The 22,342-nt window shown below is 49.9% G+C and carries 17 protein-coding genes; 12 read left to right on the top strand and 5 right to left on the bottom strand.

Annotation, left to right across the window (positions count from 1 at the left end; genetic code table 11):
* Positions 1–51: 51 nt before the first annotated feature.
* The 8 genes from KJB30_RS10105 to KJB30_RS10070 all read left to right on the top strand — a co-directional run bounded on the left by KJB30_RS10105 (position 52) and on the right by KJB30_RS10070 (position 9,629).
* Positions 52–687: a dTMP kinase gene (locus KJB30_RS10105; protein ID WP_214298713.1), complete on the top strand. Its 636-nt coding sequence runs from the start codon at positions 52–54 to the stop codon at positions 685–687.
* Positions 688–766: 79 nt separating this feature from the next.
* Positions 767–2,422: an acyl-CoA mutase large subunit family protein gene (locus KJB30_RS10100; RefSeq protein WP_214298712.1), complete on the top strand. Its 1,656-nt coding sequence runs from the start codon at positions 767–769 to the stop codon at positions 2,420–2,422.
* A gap of 50 nt (positions 2,423–2,472) precedes the next feature.
* Complete coding sequence (locus KJB30_RS10095; RefSeq protein ID WP_214298710.1) at positions 2,473–2,847, top strand: GxxExxY protein; 375 nt, start codon at positions 2,473–2,475, stop codon at positions 2,845–2,847.
* Between the two features lie 47 nt (positions 2,848–2,894).
* The gene (gene mce / locus KJB30_RS10090) at positions 2,895–3,305 is read left to right on the top strand and encodes a methylmalonyl-CoA epimerase (RefSeq protein ID WP_214298709.1); all 411 of its coding nucleotides are present in this window, start codon (positions 2,895–2,897) and stop codon (positions 3,303–3,305) included.
* A 454-nt stretch (positions 3,306–3,759) separates the two neighbouring features.
* Positions 3,760–5,226 carry an alginate export family protein gene (locus KJB30_RS10085; protein ID WP_214298707.1) on the top strand — a complete coding sequence of 489 codons (1,467 nt, stop codon included), beginning with the start codon at positions 3,760–3,762 and terminating at the stop codon, positions 5,224–5,226.
* A 281-nt stretch (positions 5,227–5,507) separates the two neighbouring features.
* Positions 5,508–7,016, top strand: coding sequence for a VCBS repeat-containing protein (locus tag KJB30_RS10080; RefSeq protein WP_214298706.1), 1,509 nt, complete (start codon positions 5,508–5,510; stop codon positions 7,014–7,016).
* Between the two features lie 8 nt (positions 7,017–7,024).
* Entirely contained in the window at positions 7,025–8,335 is a 1,311-nt protein-coding gene (locus KJB30_RS10075; RefSeq protein WP_214298704.1) for an ATP phosphoribosyltransferase regulatory subunit, read from the top strand.
* A 4-nt stretch (positions 8,336–8,339) separates the two neighbouring features.
* Positions 8,340–9,629 carry an adenylosuccinate synthase gene (locus KJB30_RS10070; protein WP_214298702.1) on the top strand — a complete coding sequence of 430 codons (1,290 nt, stop codon included), beginning with the start codon at positions 8,340–8,342 and terminating at the stop codon, positions 9,627–9,629.
* Between the two features lie 148 nt (positions 9,630–9,777).
* Here KJB30_RS10070 and KJB30_RS10065 read toward each other — a convergent pair whose 3' ends face one another.
* Both KJB30_RS10065 and KJB30_RS10060 read right to left on the bottom strand, forming a co-directional pair.
* Positions 9,778–13,296 carry an alpha-amylase family glycosyl hydrolase gene (locus KJB30_RS10065; RefSeq protein WP_214298700.1) on the bottom strand — a complete coding sequence of 1,173 codons (3,519 nt, stop codon included), beginning with the start codon at positions 13,294–13,296 and terminating at the stop codon, positions 9,778–9,780.
* Between the two features lie 74 nt (positions 13,297–13,370).
* The gene (locus KJB30_RS10060; protein ID WP_214298698.1) at positions 13,371–15,266 is read right to left on the bottom strand and encodes a tetratricopeptide repeat protein; all 1,896 of its coding nucleotides are present in this window, start codon (positions 15,264–15,266) and stop codon (positions 13,371–13,373) included.
* 166 nt (positions 15,267–15,432) lie between these two features.
* Here KJB30_RS10060 and KJB30_RS10055 point away from each other — a divergent pair, with 166 nt between their 5' ends.
* Positions 15,433–16,281, top strand: coding sequence for an HDOD domain-containing protein (locus KJB30_RS10055; RefSeq protein ID WP_214298692.1), 849 nt, complete (start codon positions 15,433–15,435; stop codon positions 16,279–16,281).
* Here KJB30_RS10055 and KJB30_RS10050 read toward each other — a convergent pair.
* Positions 16,274–16,492, bottom strand: coding sequence for a hypothetical protein (locus KJB30_RS10050; protein ID WP_214298690.1), 219 nt, complete (start codon positions 16,490–16,492; stop codon positions 16,274–16,276). The two genes, KJB30_RS10055 and KJB30_RS10050, sit on opposite strands and share 8 nt — an antisense overlap.
* Before the next feature lie 85 nt (positions 16,493–16,577).
* Between KJB30_RS10050 and def the strand changes: the two genes are divergently transcribed.
* The 3 genes from def to KJB30_RS10035 are packed head-to-tail and all read left to right on the top strand — an operon-like array spanning position 16,578 to position 18,813.
* Positions 16,578–17,093 (top strand): peptide deformylase, encoded by a 516-nt coding sequence (def, locus tag KJB30_RS10045; protein ID WP_214298688.1) that lies wholly within the window; start codon positions 16,578–16,580, stop codon positions 17,091–17,093.
* A complete protein-coding gene (gene fmt, locus KJB30_RS10040; RefSeq protein ID WP_214298686.1) occupies positions 17,090–18,043 on the top strand; it encodes a methionyl-tRNA formyltransferase in 954 nt (317 codons plus the stop codon). The genes def and fmt overlap by 4 nt, the downstream gene beginning before the upstream one ends.
* A 53-nt stretch (positions 18,044–18,096) precedes the next feature.
* Entirely contained in the window at positions 18,097–18,813 is a 717-nt protein-coding gene (locus tag KJB30_RS10035; RefSeq protein ID WP_214298835.1) for a DUF116 domain-containing protein, read from the top strand.
* A gap of 12 nt (positions 18,814–18,825) precedes the next feature.
* Here the strand turns inward: KJB30_RS10035 and KJB30_RS18225 are convergent, their stop codons facing one another.
* Together KJB30_RS18225 and glnE are read right to left on the bottom strand one after the other, a co-directional pair.
* Positions 18,826–19,074, bottom strand: a complete 249-nt coding sequence (locus KJB30_RS18225; RefSeq protein ID WP_281415589.1) for a GSU3128 family (seleno)protein — start codon at positions 19,072–19,074, stop codon at positions 18,826–18,828.
* 82 nt (positions 19,075–19,156) lie between these two features.
* The gene (gene glnE, locus KJB30_RS10025) at positions 19,157–22,339 is read right to left on the bottom strand and encodes a bifunctional [glutamate--ammonia ligase]-adenylyl-L-tyrosine phosphorylase/[glutamate--ammonia-ligase] adenylyltransferase (protein WP_214298682.1); all 3,183 of its coding nucleotides are present in this window, start codon (positions 22,337–22,339) and stop codon (positions 19,157–19,159) included.
* Positions 22,340–22,342 lie beyond the last annotated feature (3 nt).

Here is a 22,342-nt window from a genome sequence, read left to right as displayed (position 1 = left end):
GAAGGCAACTTCAGTCAAACGTACATAAACCAATGAGCAGAGGAGGATACAGTGAGAAAAGGTAAATTTATAGTTATCGAGGGCATCAGCGGCTCCGGCCAGCAGGTCAAAGCAGGTATTGTGGGACTGCACAAGGCGTTGGTCGAAAGCAAATATGATGTCATAGAATGTGCAAATCCTGATTCGGGAAGGGTTAAAGAACTGGGAATGGAGACGTTTCTTAACTGGCCCTTCGGCAAGGATGTACGCGCCGACTTTTTCCTGGAATGCGCCGTTCGAGCTGAGATCTTCAAAAATATTGTTTCACCTGCACTGGAAAATGACAAAATCGTTCTTTGCAAGCAGTCAAGCATATCTTCCTTAGCCAATGCCTGGGTCCAGGGTCATGTTCGCAATTTTGACGCCTTACGTGCCCTGGAAAAGATGTCCCGGGGTTTTTTGTTTGATGAAGAGATCTATCCCGATTTGACCATCTTCATCGATGTGCCGGCCGAAGAAGCCCATGAACGAATCGAGGATGTCCTGCAGATTCACCACGAAGGCGGACTTGAATACTATCAGCAGATGAGGGAGTTTTATTTGAATGAAATGTCTCGCTGGCGCGGAGTGAGGGTGGATGCCGCCGCCAATCGCTCCCAGGATGAGGTCATTGCCGAGGCATGGTCACTGGTGCAGGCAATTCTCTAATAACAACCGCAGAGTTTCTTCCTCGAGACCCTCTCCCTACCACCGGGAGAGGGACTTTTTATCTACACAAGGAGTGAATATGAACATTTCAGACAAGAAACAGCAGTGGACGAATGGAACTGTTGCCAAAAATATTGCCAGATCACCGGAACGAAAAACTGATTTCACCACTACTTCAAATATAGAACTGGAGCGATGTTTCACTCCTGATTTCGAATATCCCGGTTATGAAGAGAACTTGGGGTTCCCCGGTGAATATCCTTTTACCCGCGGTGTACAACCCACCATGTATCGCGGCCGTTTCTGGACAATGCGCCAATATGCGGGATTTGGAACCGCCAAGGAATCGAACGAACGCTATAAATATTTGCTCGCCGCCGGCCAGACCGGCCTCTCGGTGGCCTTCGACCTCCCAACCCAGATGGGGTACGATTCCGATGCAGCCATGAGTCAGGGTGAAGTCGGCAAGGTCGGCGTTGCCATTGATTCTCTGGCAGATATGGAAATACTTTTTGACGGAATTCCTTTGGACAAAGTTTCCACCTCCATGACCATCAACTCCACAGCCGCCATCCTGCTCTGCATGTATATCGCAGTAGCTGAGAAGCAGGGAGTTTCAGCAGATCAAATTTCCGGAACCATTCAAAATGACATCCTCAAGGAATACATGGCCCGCGGCACATACATCTACCCGCCAAAGGAATCCATGCGCATAATCACCGACATTTTTGCCTACTGCAAGGATTCGGTGCCCAAATGGAACACCATATCAATTTCCGGCTACCACATCCGCGAAGCAGGCTCATCTGCGGTTCAGGAAGTTGCCTTTACACTCGCAGATGGTATTGCCTATGTCGATGCCGCAATCAAGGCTGGTCTGGCTGTTGATGACTTTGCGCCGCGCCTGGCTTTTTTCTTTAACGCACATAACAATCTTTTGGAAGAAGTGGCAAAATTCCGTGCTGCACGTCGCATTTGGGCAAAAGTGATGAAAGAGCGTTTCGGCGCCAAAGATCCAAAGTCCCTGATGCTGCGCTTCCATACTCAGACCGCCGGATGTACTCTTACCGCACAGCAACCGGACAACAACATCATGCGCGTCACCATTCAGGCCCTGGCCGCAGTACTGGGTGGCACCCAGTCCCTGCACACCAATTCCCGTGATGAGGCTCTGGCCTTGCCAACCGAGGATTCTGTCCGCATTGCCCTGCGCACTCAGCAGGTAATCGCCTATGAATCAGGCGTTGCCGACAGCATCGACCCCCTTGCCGGCTCTTTTCTAGTTGAGTCGCTAACAGACCAGATCGAAAAAGCCGCCATGGACTACATTGACAAGATCGACTCTCTGGGCGGAGCCGTTGAGGCCATCTCACGAGGTTTTCAACAGAAAGAGATTCAGGATTCAGCATATGCCTACCAGAAATCGATCGAAAAAGATGATCTGATTATTGTAGGTGTCAACAAATTTACCATTCAGGAACCGCCTCCTACCGGTCTGCTCAAAATCAAGGAAGAGGTCGAGATATTTCAGAAGAAAGCATTGGGAGAAATGAAGGCTGGACGAGACACGGCAAAAGTGCAGGAAACGCTGCAACTCCTTGAGAATGCTGCCAAGGGAACCGACAACCTCATGCCGCACATCCTCAATGCAGTCAAAGCCTATGCGACCCTGGGCGAAATAGCAGATGTTTTCAGAGGGGTATTTGGAAAACACACGGAGACTGTGGTTTTATAGACGTAAATCATCCACCACAGAGTCACAGAGGACACAGAGAAATCTGATCTATGTACAGAGATGCGGATTTAACCAATTACATAATAGAGGCTGCCATAGAGGTTCATCGCGGCTTGGGTCCAGGATTACTGGAATCGGCGTATGAAGTTTGTCTCGCAAGGGAACTAGAGGATAGAAACATACCATTCGAGCGTCAGAAAGAACTGCCTGTCATTTACAAAGGAGTGGTGCTCGACATTGGTTATCGGCTGGATATTTTGGTCGACAGCAAAGTAGTTGTGGAGCTTAAGAGTGTGGATTCTTTACTCCCTATCCATGAAGCACAGCTCTTGACATACCTCAAACTTTCTGGCAAGCAAACGGGCCTTCTTCTTAACTTCAACTGTCGCTTACTCAAAGACGGGCTTAAACGCCTTGTCCTTTGAATTCCTCTGTGTGCTCTGTGACTCTGTGGTGAGTAAAGGAATTTTACATGCTTACAAAAATTAATCACATCGGTATCGCCGTACGCTCTCTTGATGAATCTCTGCCCTTTTACCGTGACAACCTGGGTATGACCTTTGCCGGCATTGAGGAAGTTGCCGAACAGATGGTCAAGGTCGCCATGCTGCAAGTGGGAGAATCGAAAATAGAACTTCTAGAGCCCACCACACTTGAAAGCCCGATTGCAAAATTTCTTGAGAAAAACGGGCCTGGCATTCATCATTTAGCCTATGAGGTAGAAGATATCGAAGCAGCTATTGCCAAACTCGTTGATGAAGGATCACGGATGATTGATCAGAAGCCCCGCAGTGGTGCTCATGGGACCAGCATTGCTTTTATTCATCCCAAAAGCAGCAATGGAATTTTGACCGAGCTGTGCCAACTGAGGCATAAAATTTAATTAAATACAATAAGATGTTGACACACCCCTTCTTAACGTTGTATTTACAGCACGTTACAAAAACAAACGCTTTTTTCTTCTTGACAATCGTTTGATTTATTGTATAGTGCGACATCTTTTTTAAAACACCACTGAAACCAAACGAAACCTCTTAGTAGCTAACCGCCTGATTTTTAATTGTTTTGCTTTACAAGCACGACATCATCCGGGAGCGAACAAACTGTGAAACGTTTCAGACAAATAAGACAAACTGCTGGTAACAAATGTACCCTTTGGACTGCTCCCCGTGAGACCGTTCAAAGGGTACGTGCGTTTCAGGGACCAGCATAAACAACACATGTATCAGAAGGCCAATTCATAGGAAAGGTGGTGAGCAACGCTCAAAAAAATTATTTAATGTAATCTGTTTGGTAGCTGACATGCACGCATCTTATACAAAATGAAGGAGGCACACATGAAGTTGAAAAAAGCAGCAACAATCGCAGCAGCAGCCGGAGCACTCGCAGCCATTTCCGTACCAGCCATGGCATTCGAGAATGAGTTTCACGGCATGTACAAGTTGAAGTATTTCGTATCTGACTATGAAAACGGCGGATCAGGCTATATCACTCCAAGCACAACTGTTGAAAAAAACAAAGCAAACAACTACTTCGAGCAGCGCGCCCGCATTTTTTACACAGCCAAAGCAAACGATGATCTTAAACTGGTAACTGCTTTTGAAATCGATTCGGTTTTTGGCGATCGTGCACAGGGTGGAATTATTAGTTCTACTAACTCCACTACGGCAGGACCAACTGCCGGTACCGCTTTCAGGAACTCAGGCGGAGCTTTGGAATCAGATGCCGTCAACCTGGAAACAAAGCACGTATACCTTGACTTCAAGATTCCTTCTACCCCTGTTCGTGTTACCGCCGGTATCCAGCCAATCAAAGATGCTTTCAAAGGCGTTTTCTTTGATGCAGATATAGCTGGCGTCAATTCCGTCAGCAAGTTCGGTCCTGCTACTGTTGGTCTCGGCTATTTCCGCGCTTATGACCAATCCTATTTCACCGTTGGCAATACCCGCCAGCGCGGCTTGGACGACCTGCACCTTGTTGCTCTGTCCAGTGACTTCGCAATCAACAAAGACCTCAAAGTTGGCGCTGCCTACTATCTGTATGCAGATGACCGCAATTCTAGCCCTACAACATTACATGTGCTTGGCGCCAATTTTGATGCCAAACTCGGTGCACTCGGCCTGAGTGGTTTTGCTGCCGCGCAGCAAGGTGTACAGAAGTTTGCTGATCCTGCAGCAACAAGAAAAAGAGCCACCTACAACGGCTATGCGTTTAATGCTGCTGCCAAACTGCCTCTCGGTCCCGGCAACCTGCGTACCGCAGCTCTGTTTACGACCGGCGAGAGAAATGCTAACGATGGTGTTAACAGTGCATGGCAGGCCGTGAACACCTCCAATGGCGCAGCCACAAATGGTTTTGTCAGCACCAGCGGCACCGGTTGCAACTCCTATAATGATTCAAACATGATGATCCTGAATCGTGCAACCAACATGCAGGGAACTTCCACAGACCAGTCCCTCATCTACAGCACCAACAACAAAAATCAGGGTGTGATTCTGGCCACCTTGGGCTACGATGCAACCATTACTCCTAAAATGTACGCAAATGCTAATGCCGGCTTTGCCTGGGCTGCCAAGAAAAACGGCAACCGTCCTGTCAACGTAACAAAAGGCAATGTTAATGGCTCCAACTTCCAGGGGGCTGAAATCAACCTGGAGACCGGTTACAAGATGTATGACAACCTGACCGCCAGTGTTCAGGGTGCTTATGTCATCCTGGGTGGCTACTACACAGATACTGTTACCGGCGGCAAGGAGCCTGAAAACCCCTACACCGCTCGCGTCGTTCTGAGCTATGCTTTCTAATTCAAGTTTCACCTGATGTCCAAGAGGGCGGGAGCAATCCCGTCCTCTTTTTTTTTGCCTGTTGACTTAAGTATGCAGAGGCTCTGATACGGAGACCTCCAGAGAGTTCTATCACTGCGATACAAAAACTTAACCCTGCTCGACAATACAAAACTCAGATTAAGCATGCTCTTTAATCTTGATTTACCTGATGCCAAAGGGGCAGTATCACCCCTTTTTTTTTGACCTGAACGATGCTTTATGCAATAATCCGCAGGCTTTAAACCCGACCTGGAGGCACCATGAAAAAATTGATTGTGCTGTTCGCTGCACTGCTTGTCACCCTGATGGCCCTGCCTGCATTGGCATCCCAGATTCGGGTTTACGTCGGGGAAATGAATGCCATTGGCAACCAGAACAAGGATGAGATGAAGGCTACCTTGCAGATGCTGCTTGCTTCGCGCCTTAATAGTGACAGCATTACAGCGGTTGGGAACAGTGCTGACGCGGATGTAACGGTAACCGGTACCTACGTCATGATCGGCAAGATTTTCAGCGTGGATGCACTGGCTAAAAATACAACAGGCAAAGTACTTACAAGAGCCTTCGTACAGGGGGAAAGTCAGGACGACCTGATTCCTGCAATCGGCAAACTTGCAGACAAACTCTCATCAGAGCTGTCAAATCTCTACGGCAACAAACCAGCCGCTACCGTAGGCACAGCCGCACCCAAAACCATCCAACCCGCCGCACCGATAAAATCCGACATCATTAAAGCAGAACAGCAGGTTGACAAAGCACCCACCGGCGACTTCATCAAGCCCGCCGAATACGAGAAAAATACATCTAGTGGCTGGCTGAGCAGACGCCTACCAGGTGCAGCCAACCTGATCGCGACCGGCAGAACATTCCCCGACGGAAGCCGCGAAATCTTCCTGGCAGAAGAGCGTCGTCTTGCTTATTACCGTCAGGCTACTGAAATGAAACTGGTTGCAGAAGTTGAATTTAAAAATTCGGAGAAGATACTTTCAGTCGACTCCACTGAAGGAAAAGACGGCACAATAGATGTGTATGTCACCATCATCCGCTCCGAAGAGCTTGCTTCCCAGGTCTGGCAGGTAAAAGATAACAAGCTGGTTCTTGTTGCTGAAAAACTTCCCTGGTTTTTCAGAAGCATAAATCTGGCCGGTGGTCCTAAAAAAATATACGCCCAAGCCATGGGTCGGGATACTGACTTTTATGGCGAGGTCGCCGAAGTCACGCGCAATGGCTCTGCCATCACTCTCAAAAATCCAATCAAACTTCCTCGCTACGGGGACATTTACAGCTTCAACCAATTCCGCACCCAGGATGATAAGACTTACACAATTGTAATCAATCCTGATGGTTACCTGGTGGTATACGACCAGGACCTGAGCGAACTGTGGCGTAGCAATGACAAATTTGGTGGTTCGGAACTGTACTTTCAAAAAGAAGACCCGATCAACGTCCGCGTAACTGGCGACAGATACCGCTGGATATTCCTGAATCAGCGCGTTCAGGTTACCTCCAAAGGTGAAGTGCTGGTCGGCAAGAACGATGGTTTCTGGGTGCTTGGTAATGCCCGTTCCTATAAACGCGGCGCAGTTTTCTGCCTGGCGTGGAACGGTTCGAGCCTGGAAGAAAAGTGGCGTACCCGCGACACCCAAAACTACATGCCGGATTACTATTTTGATGAATCAAAAAATGAATTGCTTATCCTGCAGACCGTGCAGCGGCCAAGCATCGCAACCCGTGGTGCCTCATCCCTCTCGATCAAGAAGGTGGAATAGGACCATTAATGTCCATTACCAAACCAGACATATCCCTGCCACGCGGGGTCAGTGATTTCATGCCGGATGCGGCCGCCAAGATCGGATACATTGAACACAAGATCCGAAGAGTTTTTGAACTATGGGGGTTCCGGCGTGTAATCACACCTAAACTCGAATACGAAGATGTAATGGCCATTGGCCTTGGTGACGAACTTAAAGGAAAAACCTATCGGTTCGATGATCGCCAAACGGGACGCCTGCTCGCTTTCCCCCCTGACATTACTCCCCAGATTGCCCGCATTGTGGCCACACGACTTGCAGATTGGCCCCTGCCCCACCGCATCAGTTACAGCGGAAGAGTACTGCGCCAGACCGAGATTCAGACTGGCCGCAGCCGTGAAATATTTCAGTCAGGTGTCGAGCTGATCGGCCTTGATTCGCCCGAAGCGGACGCTGAAATGATTGCAATGGCTATTGAGGCGCTGCAAGGGCTTGGTTTCGAGAATTTCAAGATAGATCTTGGACAGGTTGAATTCTGCCGAGGTGTCATGGCTGCGTCCGGCCTGAGCGGACAATCTCTCAGGGATCTGCACATGGCAGTTGCCCGCAAAGATTCCTCCGCAGTTGAGCGCATCATTGCAGACAATGACCTTTCGGAGACTTCGCGCCGGGAGGTCCTGGCCCTACCTCGCCTTTTCGGTAACCGCGACATACTGGATACAGCGCGCCAGATCGCCAGCAATGTTCGCTCCCGTGCTGCTTTGGACAACCTTCAGAATGTATTGGATATTCTTGACATCCATGGCGTAAGTGAATTCCTTACTTTTGACCTGGGTGAAACCCGTGGCTTGGAATACCATACCGGCATTACATTTGAGGGTTTTGTTCCCGGACTGGGAGAACCGGTGTGCAGTGGTGGTCGATACGATAACTTGACTGCCCGTTACGGTCATCCTGCTGCAGCAACAGGATTTACTTTCAATGTTCTGAGCCTGCTTCAGGCCCTTGAGAGGCGTCCGGATGTGGAAGCGAGTACCACTCGTGACTTTCTGCTCTTCAACTGCAAAGAGGATCGACGTGAAGTTCTCGAAGTTGCACGCCTGTTGCGCTCGCTGGGCTACTCTACCGCCCGTGATATAATCCACCGCGAAGAGAGGGCTTCACTTGAATATGCCAAACGCTTAAATATACGCTGCATGCTGGTTGTTGGCGATGAGACTGTCCTCGGGAACTACCGTGCTGTGCGCACCCATGATTCAAAAACAAAAAATTTCAACAGTGACATGCTGATGAGCGACGAACTGAAGAACTTCATCCAGGAAGGCCAGGGGGACTAAAGGAATGGCAAACGTAGTAGTAGTAGGAGCCCAATGGGGCGACGAAGGTAAAGGCAAGGTAGTTGATATTTATACAGAGCATGCCGATGATATCGTACGCTACCAGGGGGGCAACAACGCCGGTCATACACTGGTGGTGGGCAACGAGAAGGTAGTCCTGCACCTGATTCCTTCCGGCATCCTCCACGAAGGTAAACGCTGCATCATCGGCAACGGTGTGGTTCTTGACCCTGAGGTATTCATCCGGGAAATCACCAAGCTCAAAGAGTCCGGACGAATCAAGGATGATTCTTGTCTGCTGCTCTCCGAATCGCTGCACATCATCATGCCGTATCACAAGCGCATAGATATCGCCCGTGAAGCCAAGAGCGGTGATAAGAAGATCGGTACAACAGGTCGCGGAATTGGCCCATGTTACGAGGATAAAATCGGACGGCGCGGCATTCGCCTCATGGACCTGCTTAATGAGGAGGTCTTTGTACGCAAAGTAAAGGAATTCCTGGTCGAAAAAAATTTCCTGTTGGAGAACCTTCTGGGTGAAGCTCCCTGTAATCTCGAGGAGATCGTTGCAGAGTATCGTGGGTATGCCCAAATACTGCGCACCTATGTAGCCGACACTTCACTTATTCTTGAAAAAGACCTTAAAGCAGGCAAAAGCCTGCTGTTCGAAGGAGCCCAGGGAACACTTCTGGATGTCGATCATGGAACCTATCCCTATGTTACCTCATCATCCACGTGCGCCGGCGGCGCGAGCACAGGTTCTGGCGTAAGTCCTCGTCAGATAAATGAAGTAATCGGGATATCCAAAGCCTATGTTACCAGGGTAGGAAGTGGTCCTTTTCCAACTGAGCTGCTCGAAGAAACCGGGGAAAAGCTGCGCCAGGTTGGTGGTGAGTTTGGAGCCACAACCGGCCGACCCCGTCGCTGCGGCTGGTTCGACACTATGGTAATCCGTTATGCTGTACGAATCAACGGCCTCACCGGCATTGCCCTGACAAAGCTGGATGTGCTTTCAGATTTCGACACGATCAAGGTATGTACAGGCTATACCTACCAAGGGAAAGCACTTGAATCGCTGCCGGCTGCCTTGGAAATATTTGAGAACTGTCAGCCTGTATATGAAGAACTGCCTGGCTGGAAAACTGATATAACTGCAGCTAAAACTTTCGAAGATCTGCCTGAAAATGCAAAAAAATATGTGCAGCGCCTTGAAGAACTGGCCGGCTGCCAGATTGTCATGGTCTCAGTCGGCCCGCGACGCGATCAGACAATCGTACTGCGCAATCCTTTCTAGATTCCTGAAACAAAAGGGGGAACCTGAAATGGTTCCCCCGTCCAACTGCCCTGAAAATCAATTCCCCACCTCACATCATCATTCATAAAAGCACTCTGCCGCAACCTTCCGATTAACGCACCACCTAATGGCGACCCAAAACTTCTTTTTATCTTTTTGGGGGGACAGGCTTAACCGGGACCTCTTCTTTCTCGCCAGGGGTGTTCAACATACGTAGAAACAGATTCAGACGATAACCGGCATGGGCTGCCAGATCTGCGTAAGCCTGGACCTCCAAGACCGCTAAATTCAGCCATTCATTGAGCATAGCAACCTTAGGTGACTCTCCTGCCAGCATGGCTAGATGAGTAATGACAAGCCACTGCAGGAACAGCTCGAATCGTTCCTTATTAAACCACTCCTCTCCTTCACTTTCATGTACCTGGATGAACTTCTGACAAGCAGAGCTAGACAGAATGACAGCCAGCGAAGCATTAGCAGGTTGCGCAAGATCAGTGGGGCCAGCAGATAGCAGTGCCTTAAGCAACTGAATATAAGCGGGTCCAACAAGCATTGGTTCAGCCGGATTAACACCATGGTGAAGAGTATAATCGAAGCCATAGGATTCCACTGTATCCGGCCTCGACGGTCGCAAAAGCAACCAGGACAGCAGCAGTCGGACTCCAGCAGAATCCAGCTGTTTACGCAGAAGAGGTTGCAGATCGGTGCCCTTGAGTGGTTTTCTGGCTGGAGCGAGCGCGGCAGCGACAAGAAGCAGCGGTTGTGACGGAAGAGGAGGCGTTGTGGCAATCACCTCTCCCTGTCTCTCCAACAGGTCGAAAAAGTCAGCGGCAGCTTTGTCCAACGCAGCTGCATCTCCAATGACAACACCTACCTGCGCTTTACCGGATTCAGCAGGAATACATTCAAGAACAGTGTTGAATGCTTGGTTCAGATCGTTGAACTGCACCTGGAGCCGCGCCTCTTCCAGGCTTTCCACGCCGCTTCCGTTGAGTGTTTCACATAACAATTTCCAAGTACAATCGGCATCATCCTGAATTTCCCTGAAGTCAAGAAATACAGAAAATTCATATTCTCCGAGCTCCGCATAAAGGCCTTTTTGGCTCAGTTCTGTTCCATTGCGCAGATATTCGAGGCCGCTGTAAATGTCCCGAAAGGCAAGGTACAAATCATCTCCGGCAGTAACTCCCAGGGCTTTGGCAAGTGTCGTATGACGCAATTCCATATCGCCATTCGTACCTTTTACAGCAAAAGATGTTGATTTCCTTATCCAGCCTGCTGTAGTGGCGTACCTGTTATGATAGAGGATGAGAGCCCGATGGTCACCCACACGGTTACTATAGGCAAATACATTCTCATCAACATGATCGCCTGCATAAAAATCATACAAAGAGAAATTTTCTGAACCTGAAAAAAGCCCACGATGCCTAAGAAGTGGGAAAATCCACATCTCATGGCCCCGAACCAGCCCTTGATCAACCGGTTCGTCCCAATAGGCGCGCTTATATTCCATGCCATATTTTTCATGCAGTCCCTCAATCTGACCGTGGCCAAACATGGGGAGGCCGGGCATGGTGACCATCATCATACAGGCACCAAAATATTTCCCCTGAGTACCGAATTGTTCCACGGCGGTCTTTTCATCAGGATTATTCATGAAATTAACAAACCTCTTGAGCACTTCCGGATTGAACTCAAGAACATTTTTAATTGTCTGGCGGTACTTGTGATTCTCCTCCATCTTAAGCATATTCATGAAAGCGCTGTTGTAGACCCTGTGCATGCCAAGAGTTCTGACAAAATAGCCTTCCATCATCCAGAAAGCCTCGGCCAGAAGCAGAGTTCCGGGGGCCTCAACCGCCACACGGTCAACAACTTCGCGCCAGAACTCAACCGGGAATACAGTATCAAACTCTTCGCGCGTCATACTATGTTCGGCACGGGAAGGAATACCTCCACCAAGACCTCGAATAGGAAACCAAAGGCGCTGATAATGTTTTTTGGCCAATGTCATGGCTGCATCAAATCGAATGATCGGAAAATTTCTGGCCACATGAAGAATAGTCTGGATGACAGCTTCACGTACTTCAGGAATCAGATAGTTGAGCTGAGCGGTGTCATTCCATGGAATGCTGGTACCGTCGTTTCCATGATAGATATAACGTACACGACCGGTATTTCGTTCAATCATGCGAAATACAACCGCGGCATCAGTTTTTGTCCAGTATCCGTCTTCCACCTGAATACACATTTCCCCCGAATGGGAGAGATCTTCGCCATTGAATTGATAGGTGGGGAAAGGAGGATAATCTGTCTGCACAAACCAATCGGGGTGCTGAATTACCCAGCGAGAATAAATGCCGGTGTGGTTTGGAACCATGTCGCTGGCCAGACGGATGCCGCGATGAGCAGCTCGTTCCCGAAGATTGCCTAATGCCTCCCAACCTCCCAAGTCAGCAGCAATCTCATAATCATAAAGCGAATAGGCAGAGGCAATCGCATCAGGATTTCCGCAGAGCTGTTTTATCCTTTGAGAAGCAGCAGAACGTTCCCAGATTCCAATCAGCCAAAGCCCGGTGAATCCAGCCTCAGCAAGCCTATTCAATTCACAATCAGGTATCTGATCCAGCCGTGTGATCGGATATCCGTGCTGTTTGCTAAGCTGATCAAGCCAGACATAAACCATCTTCGCCATCAAAACCACATTGGACATCCAATCGGCATCAACGGAAAAATATTCGTATTCAGGATAGTCGTAGCCACCGAAAACCGAGCTGCCAGCATGCCCGCCGCCATGACCCTCATTGGCGCCGCCGCCATGCTCTCCTGCGCCGCCCTTGCCACTTCTGTTAAACTCCAACACCGGCGGAGGGCCAGGTTCGCCTCCCCAACCACGCGAACGCTCTTCTTCAAGAAGTATGTCAAAAGCAGTGGTTACTTCTTTCAGCAGTTCGGGAGGAAGCAGCTCCTGCCATTGTTCACGAATATACCCTACTTGGCCGGAAAGCGAATCGGGCGATGCCTTTACCGGTGCCTGGAGAGCATCTGCCAGAGTCATATTAAGACCAGTGATAAAAGGTCCTTTAGCCAATGAACCGGTCACACCATCAACAAGATGTGCATAAGCTGGAGAAGCAAGACTCAGCTGTTTGTCATCCAGAATGGCACGAAAGCTATCTATTGCGGGATTACCAGAAGCCATCCTCAGGAGCAGTATTTCACGCAACAGCATCCGTTTTTTAATAACTTGTTGTGTATCAGCAGCAAGCCATTCTCCAGCTCCCATTGAGCCATTCAACACAGCCTGAGGCGGATACAGCTCAACAAAATTCGTTGCCACCTCGGGAAATGCATGCTCTGAGCTGCTACGTTGCAGCGCATCCAGCAGTACGTCAGGCAACTCCTGCTCAGCCAGCACATCAATAATAAATCGCTGTACAGTCTGCAGTGTTGCATAGAGGTTGAGGTGGCCTGCGTGGACTGGTGTGGCACTGTCCGGCTGCAATCGGTTCAACTTGAGAGCCATTTGGCGATAAAAGATGATTGGAGGAATGTTTCGTTCGGCGATCAAACGCGAAAGCGCTCCCAGATCGAGGGAGCGCCAATATTGTGCGGATATCTGGATGACGTGGGGAAAGTACGCTGTGGTACCGGGCTGTTCTGTCATGGTGTTCTCCGCTGTATGGATGTGGGTAATGCGAACATCGGAAGGGGCTACGTATCGTTCAGACCGGCACACCACTACTTCTTGGATTTGGCAGTCCCCTTTTTTTGTGGTTTTTTGGATTTCGAGCTCTTCGATGCCTTGCCTTTTTTAGTTTTTTTACCTGAGCGTGTTTTGAGCTTTTTGCTGATTTTTTTGGGCTCAGGACTGAATTCATCCCGGATGTTGTTGAGCAGAATAGCTGTCTCTTCAAGATTGGGATCTGCGGTTTTGGCAGCTTCAAGAACTTCCTTGGCCTCGGTGATCCGGCCCGTTTTCATGTACAGTCGGCCAAGGGCATTCAAGGAGCGAGCATGGTCAGGCTTTAATTCGGCAGCTTTTTTATAACTGGCTATGGCGCTTTCATAATCTTTTTTGAATTCATAAATCAGCCCCAGCTTATAATGGTTATTGGCATCTTCCGGGAATAATTCCACCGCCCCCTTGAGAAGCTCTGTAATTTCATCGTATTGTTTATTCTTTACATAGATTGCAACCAGGGCAGTACGTGTTTCAACGTCATCCTTCTGTTGAGCAAGTGCCCTCTTGTAATGCTCAATCGCCTTATCATTCATGCCTTTGGCCCGATATAAGGGGGCCAGTTCGCGGTTTGCCTCCAAATTATCGGGCAGCTGCTTCAATACGGCTTTATATGCATCAATTGCCAGGTTCAGCTCTTTATTGCGGGCAAATATCCGGGCCAACTTGAGTTGAATGTCAGGACTATCCGGTTTGAGCTTGAGGAATTCAACATATTGCTCAACAGCTTCCTGGTAAAAACCGCGTGCATCACGAATATTTGCCAGGCGCAAACGTGCATCAGCATTGGAAGGCTTGGCGTTGATCGCCTGTTTATACGCCACCACTGCTTCATCCAGCTTATCCTCTTTCTCATAGAGTATACCAAGATTCAGATAAACGTCACTGCTCGTGCTATTGCGATGAGCTGCCTCCCTATAGGCGGCAATGGCTTCTGCATCTTTACCTGCCAGGCGATAGGCATTGCCCAGTTTTTCATAAATTTCTACCGCCTTCTCCGGCGAATCTTTCAGAGCAGCCTGAAGCACGGTCGCGGTGCTATCTGCATCCGTCGTCACAGCCGCATCAGACAGTTTGACAGCAGCCGGTACGACCTGAGGTTGATCTTTTTTGGGTTTACCGCCGAGGAGATAGCGGTAATCAGCCTGCTTGGTATCACCCTTCTTTTCATAAATAACTGCCATCATCAAATGAACATCTCGGTTCTGAGGATTCACGAGTTCGGCCTGTTTAAGCTCCTCAAGGGCCTTATCCGTCTCGTTTCGGTCCAGCAGAAGAGCAGCCTGCCGAATATGAGCCTGCTCATGATTCGGATCTATTACCAGAACCCGGCGATATTCTTCCAACGCTTTATCCGTTTTTCCGGTCGCTGTATAGATATCGGCAAGACTCATGCCTATACCGGTATCACGGCTTAATTCGCGACCTGCCTCAGAAAGATGATGAATTGCCAGTGGATATACTTTCTGCTCTGCCAGAATTCGCCCCATCGCCTTATGATATCTGGGGTTGGAGTTTGCAGACAAACCTCGCGACAGCTCGACCATAGCCTCATCATTCATTCCTTTCTGCGCATAGAGAAGACCCAGATTACCACTTGCTTCGGGGAATGACCGTTGCTGCTGAAGGCACTTGCGATATTCGCCAATAGCACCATCTATGTTGCCCACCCTCTCCAATTGAAGGGCGGACACAAAATGTGCTGCAGCTCCATCGGGACAGAGTGACAGGATTTGAGCTTCAGCCAGGCGAATTTCTGATTCTTCATGCAAACTTTCGAGCTTACTGGACAGCTCTTGGGCTTTTGTACAGGAGTCGTTGCCAAGCCCCCAGCTGAAGCCACACAGAAGCAAAGTTGTGCCCAGCAATATGGAATATAAACGAAAAAGCGTCATAGGACTCCTCACACAGGTAAAGTAATGGGCGAGAAGTATACAACTGAATGGTAAAAATTTCAATTAAATCGGCTAATATCTTGATTTTTTGGGATTACAAGTAATAAAATGATGCTTCTTATCAAACCTATTGCAGCCGTTCTTCCGGATATGTAAGGAGCAGAACATGAACCTTGAACTCGAAGATCTCATTATGAATACAGGCGACCTACCAACAATACCGGTGGTCGCCACCAAAGTACTTCAACTTATCGAGCAGGAAGGAGCTTCTGCTGAGGAACTGGCGAAAGTAGTAGCATCCGACCCTGCCGTGGCAGCCCGAGTACTAAAAATCTCCAACTCTTCCTTCTATGGCTGTCAGCGTCAGATCCAGACCCTTTCTCACGCAATCATGATGCTTGGCTACAACACCCTCAAAAGCCTGGTAATTGCCGCTTCTGTTAAGCAAGTTTATAAACCTTACGGGCTGACGGAACAGATGCTCTGGGAGCATTCTTTCGGGGCTGGACTGGCGGCCCGCATCATCGCCGGCAAGACCAGACTGATCCATGAAGAAGAAGCCTTTCTTGGTGGCCTGTTCCATGACATTGGCAAGATCGTGATGGATACGATGGACAACAGACAATTCCAGACTATTATGCAAATTTGCTATAACAATGATGTATCATTTCTGGAAGCAGAGCAGCAGGTCTACCAGTACAATCACGCAGACGTCGGCGCAATGGTGATAAAAAAGTGGAATTTTCCAATCATGTTGATGAAAGCAGTGGCAGAGCATCATCACTTCAGGTTTGATGAAGATGAGGACCCCTATCAGATAAAGCTGACCTGCGTGGTAGGTTTGTCGAATCTTTTCTGCCACAAATGCGGCATTGGAGTACGCGAACCGGATGAATCACTCGTGTTGCATACAACGACCCCGGCTCGTCTTCTCAATCTGGATGAAAAAACGCTTTCAGATCTATTGAAAACTTTCGCTGCAGCCTATGAGCTGGATAGAGGGGTTTTCAGTTAATTTCTTCATTCAGATATTCAAGGATATTCCTTCGTTTCCTACCCGAGGCGCAGTCACGTGCCTCTTCTGAAATATCAACGCTGTCATCCCCTGCCTCATCTGAGTGAACATGTGTTGTGGCCTTTTTCAAAGCCTCTTTAGGGGGTCTTTTTTTGTCCTTTGATCCACATATCGGTGCTGCTCCGCTGATTATGATGACAGGCTCGGTCACGAGATCCTCCTGAAGATGTAAATTGATTTTTCGTTTCTAAACCAATATAGTAGGTAATTATGAAAAACAAGTGTAAGGAATGCCTATGATACGCCCCATTCTTACTTTTCCAAATCCTGAACTGAAGAAAAAATCGGCTCAGGTGACCATTATAACCGACGCTGTTCGAGCTCTGGCCATGGATATGGCTGAAACCATGTACGATGCTCCCGGCGTAGGACTGGCCGCCCCTCAGATTGGGGTGCACCAGCGTTTGATCGTTATTGACGTATCCGGCAGGGATGAGCCGAGAGAGCTGATTGTAGCAATCAATCCGGTAATCGTCCATTCAGAAGGAGAAACTTACGAGGAAGAGGGGTGCCTTTCGGTTCCCGAGTACGCTGCCAACGTCCGCCGGCATGCACGCGTGATTGTAAAGGGGCTAGATCTAGAGGGCAATGAAACAACCTGGAAAGCAGAAGATCTGCTTGCCATTGCCTTTCAACATGAAATCGACCACCTTGATGGGGTACTCTTCGTCGACCACCTTTCGCCGCTCAAGCGCGATCTTTTCCAGCGTAAAATGCGCCGGATGTCCGAAACTTCAGAGGGGAAACGATGAGCTGGCGCATAATCTTCATGGGCACACCTGATTTCGCCTGCCCTACACTTCAGACCCTGATCAACCGTGGTGAAAAACCAATAGCAGTGATAACCCAGCCTGATCGGCCCAAGGGGCGTGGTCAGAAACTGATGCCACCACCGGTCAAAGAAATCGCTCTTCAGCATGACATTCCGGTTTACCAACCGTTGAAAGTACGCGATCCCGCTTTCATTGAGGTTATTCGTGACTTGCAACCAGACCTGATTGTCGTCATTGCCTTTGGTCAGATTCTTCCCAAGGTGCTGCTGGACATACCTCCACAGGGATGCGTAAACGTTCATGCCTCGCTGCTGCCCCGCTACCGAGGAGCAGCACCGCTTAACTGGTGCATCATCAATGGCGAAGCCGAAACCGGCGTCACCACCATGCTGATGGACCCGGGGTTGGATACAGGTCCCATGTTGCTTAAACGGGCCACCATTATTGACGAAAATGAGAACATCATTTCTCTTCATGATCGCATGGCAACCATGGGGGCAGAACTGCTGGCTGAAACTGTGGATGGACTCAAAGCGGGACGACTGACACCGGAACAACAGGACGACAAACAAACCTGCTATGCTCCACTGCTCAAGAAGGAGGATGGCCTGATCAACTGGTACCGCGATGCACGGGCCATCCATAATCAGGTACGTGGCATGGTAGTCTGGCCCGGTGCTTATACCTTTCTACAAGGCCAGCCACTCAAGATATTCCGGACACGAGTCGCCCAAGGTACGGGCCTGCCTGGTTCAGTACTGCGTGCATCCCGTGAGGGTCTTGAAATCGCCTGTTTATCGGGAAGTCTGGTGATTGAAGAGCTGCAATTGGCGGGTAAAAAACGGCTTGATGCTGCGAGTTTTCTGGCAGGTTTTCCAGGCCTGGAAGGCATGCTGCTCACCAGCAACCCGGAGACCCACATATCGTGACACTTTCCAGCGATGTAACCTCCCCACCCCGGAAGCGGCTATTCATCTCCCTGATGGGTCTCACCTGCCTTGTTCTCGTTGGATTGATTTTCCTGGTCTGGTGGGTGCCGAACCGCGGACTGCAGAATATTCATCCCAATCTGCCCAACATTGTAGGTATTGTTGTGGCTGCGCTCTCGGGTGTGGCTATTTTCGGAACCGGTCTGCTTGTTTTAACTACAGCCCTGGGCAAGGATATCTTTTTCACCCGTTTCATGCGACTGGTGGTGATCAAGTTCCTGCTACCGGTGATTGAACTGGTGGGGCGTGGGCTCGGCATCGACAAGGACAGTATCCGCCAATCGTTCATAGCCATGAACAACAGCCTGGTCATTTCACAGCGCCAGAAAGTCAAACCGGACCGAGTGCTGGTGCTGCTGCCCCATTGTATCCAACTCTTTGATTGCGAGATCAAGGTAACCGGCGATATTCACAAATGCATTCAGTGCGGGCGCTGCGACATCAAGGGACTGGTGGATATTGGACGTAAGTACAATATTGATATCTCTGTTGCCACCGGCGGAACGCTTGCCCGCAAAGTAATCGTGGAAAAACGCCCCAAGCTCGTTCTGGCTGTTGCCTGCGAACGAGATCTCACCTCAGGCATCAAAGACTGCTATCCCCTGCCTGTGATTGGCATCCTCAACAACCGACCTTTTGGTCCTTGCTTTAATACCACGGTGGATGCATTTAAAATTGATGATGTCCTCAGCCAGATCATCCAGAAATAAAGCTGAGACCGGTTATTCCAGCTCGTCCATCATGTTCAGGGCAAAGTTCTTGGCCCTGCCGGATGGTGCAATGATTCCGTATGCAATGCTTTCACGAAGCTCTTCCATGGTTGCCCCTGCCTCCTTCGCGACCGCGAAGTGCTTCTTCATTCAGGTTGGACAGCCAACAGCAATGGCACAAGCGACACGAATCAGCTCCCGTGTCTTCGTATCCAGCACTTCCTGATACTCGTAATCAAGGATTTTCTTGGTGAGTTTCATCTCCACCTCCATGAAGTCGGCAAAAGGGGCTGATTGCCACAGTCACAAGGAACGCCCCTATTCCCTATTCCCTATTCCCTATTCACTGATCCGCAGTCTCCCCAGCTTCAAACACCCAATCATAACAATCCCTGATTCTGCCCGTCACTTCCTCGTAGTCGGAAATCAGTGCCGCTCCGGGGCTTCTCAGCTTCGCATCATATCCCATTCGTTTGGCCAATTTGTCCATATAGCTTTTTGGTCCACTTAGATCATTGACGGAATAGTCATGAATGATACGCAGACGATTTTCCAGCTTGCGCAGGAACTTATATCCTGAGATCAGCGTCTCCGCATCGTTATCAGAAATCAGCCCCAAAGAGCGCACCTCTTTAAGCGTCACAATGGTACTGGTGGTTCGCAGCTCAGGATAACGGCACCCATGGCGCAGCTGCAGATACTGGGCGAGAAACTCGACATCTACCATCCCGCCGCGGCCGGTTTTTATATTGTAGCTGCCAGCAGTCTCCTTGGCCAGCTCGTGCTCCATACGCATGCGCAGACGATGAATTTCCCTGCGCCCTTCATCATCTATTGATGCTCCATACACTGTCTGCCGTATTACTTCATGCAACTGAACCGCCAACAGGTCATCACCCAGCACCACCCGAGCCTTGGTCAATGCCTGCCGTTCCCATATCTGGGCCTCCTTGCGGTGGTACTCCAGAAAAGAATCCAGGGAGGTCACCAGCGGCCCGGCATTTCCCGAAGGGCGCAAGCGGGTATCGATTTTATACACGTACCCTTCCCGGGTCTGCATGGTCAGAATTGATATCATCTTCTGGGCCAGTTTGGCGAAGTACTCATGATTAGAGATCTGTTTTTCGCCATCTGTATACCCTTGGTGGTCATACACGAAAATAATGTCCAGGTCAGAGTGATAGTTAAGATCGCCACCCCCCATCTTGCCCATGCCAATAACCGCAAGCCCGGCATCCTGCTGAATCCCTGCATTGTTGGACCGGGGTTTTCCGAAGCGTTTCAGCTCTTGTACTGCTAAGCGGTGGGCAATGGAGAGACATGCTTCCCCCAACAGGGTCAGCTGATTGGTTGTCTCACTCTGTCCGGATCGGCCATGAATATCATTAAGACCGATCCGCAGAAACTCCTCATTACGATAACGTCGGAGTACGTCAAGCTGCTCTTCGAAATAATCGGTCTGTTCCAGCAGAGAGGTAAGCTCTGCTTCCATTATCCCCCTGGTTTTGACTGACGAGGCTGAGCTGCCTGACACCATGCTGTCCAGAAGCTCGGGGTGGCTGATCAGTATTTTTGACAGGAATGCCGACATGCCGAACAATGAGACAAGCAGTTTGAGCGTCTCGCGGTTTTCTGCCAGCAACGCATAGTACGAGGAACGAGTTCCGGTAACAATCAGGAAGCGTTCCAGGTTCGCCAGCGCCATGTCAGGATCCGGAGAGTTCAGCAACTCCTGCACAAGCAGTGGTGATATCCGTTCCAGGAGCCGACGGCTGCGTTCGGTAATGTTGCCCTTGATCGGCCCGTTACGCAGAGAGAGCAGGTTTTCGTAAGCGCTGTCTACATTCTCAAAATGGTGCTCTGCCAGTATGTCCTTGACCATGTCCGCATCGGCATTATGATCAAGCAGGTAGAGGACCTCTTGATGCACTTCATGCTGCTGTTGCTCATCACTAGAATAAAACAGGTTGCCGTAAATGGCGGAGACCGTGTTGCGATGATTGTTCAGAACATCCCGAAATCTCACCAGCCCGTCGGGGCGCAGGAAACCGGAACGGCGTGCCAGAGCAAGCATCTCCTCTTCTTTGGACGGCAGGTTATGGGTCTGTCGTTCCTGCACCACCTGAATACGGTGTTCAACTGTGCGCAGGAAACGATAGGCATCGCTCAGCTGGCGATGATCTTCATCAGTGATCAGGCGCGCATCCAGCAGGGTTGTTAGGGCCTTAAGCGAGTTGCGCTCGCGTAGCCGCGGATTCTTTCCGGCATAGACAAGCTGCAGAGCCTGAATGAAGAATTCAATTTCGCGGATGCCTCCCCGTCCGAGCTTGAGGTTGGTTTCCCCCTCCATGGAACGGGTCAGAGACGCATCAATCTTCTGCTTCATGTTCTTCATGTCTTCGATCAGGTTGTAGTCAAGATATTTACGGTAGATAAAGGGTTGAAGCGACTTCAGCAGTTGCTCTCCCATATCGATGGATCCGGCCACCGGACGCCCTTTGAGCATGGCGGTACGCTCCCACGACTGACCCCACGACTCATAGTAGACTTCCGCGGATCGCAGCGATACCGCCATGTCCCCTGATTTTCCCTCCGGCCGCAACCCTACATCCACTCTGAAGACAAAGCCGTCCTCGGTAACCTGGGAAATCGCCTTGCTGATCATCTCACCCAGCTTATTGAAGAAGGTGTGCAGTGACACGACTCCGCGCACTGCACCCGAACCGTTTTCGATTCCGCTGGTTTCACCCCGATCGGACTCATAAAAATAGATGATGTCGATATCAGAGGAGAAGTTCAACTCGTTGCCGCCGAACTTGCCCATGCCGATTACCGTCATTTCCGCTTCATGGGTGCCATTCTCGGCCTTAACCAACGGTATGCCGTATTCACGTACAAGACATCGACGGCAGACCTCATAGGCCACCTGCAAAGTTGCAGCCGCGAGGCTGGAAAGTTCAGCAGTAACCTCTTCAAGAGGAGCCAGTCCGTTTAAGTCGCGTGTCGCTATACGCAGAATTTCCGCACGCTTGAAGCAGCGCAGAAGCTTCATCAGGCAGGCCAAATCGACCTGTTCGTCCACCTGCGTCCGCAATACGGCCAGCATCTCATCCCCTGAGCGGCTTATGTCGATGCCGTTTTCCAGAAAAAGCCAGCGGAACGCGGAGGGAGTCTTGAATATCAGGTTGACCAGAAATGGAGAGGCACCACAGATCAGCACAAACTGGTTCAGGCGCTTCCTACGTCCGGCCGCTTCCAGCAGGTCTTCTGACGGTATGACCCCGGCGAGGCGCTCAAAGGCATTCAGGGCCATGTCGGGCGAGGGAGTCATCAGTGAACAGACCACGATGCGGTGCAGAGTCTCGATGGGAAACTGGTGCTGGATCAGAAGAATGTTATCCGCCGAACGGGCACCATATAAAAAACCATGCTGTTCAAGAAAAGCAGCCAGTTCCTGTCCGCGAATCGCAGCATCTTCAATGGCCATGAGCCGGACGAATTCGCCTGAAAAACGTTCTACGTGCATGTA

This window comes from Pelotalea chapellei (assembly GCF_018531195.1).
GTDB classification, from domain to species: Bacteria; Desulfobacterota; Desulfuromonadia; order Geobacterales; family Pseudopelobacteraceae; genus Pelotalea; species Pelotalea chapellei.
The sequence above is the reverse complement of the archived record's forward strand: the minus strand, read 5'-3'. Positions and strand labels throughout refer to the sequence as shown.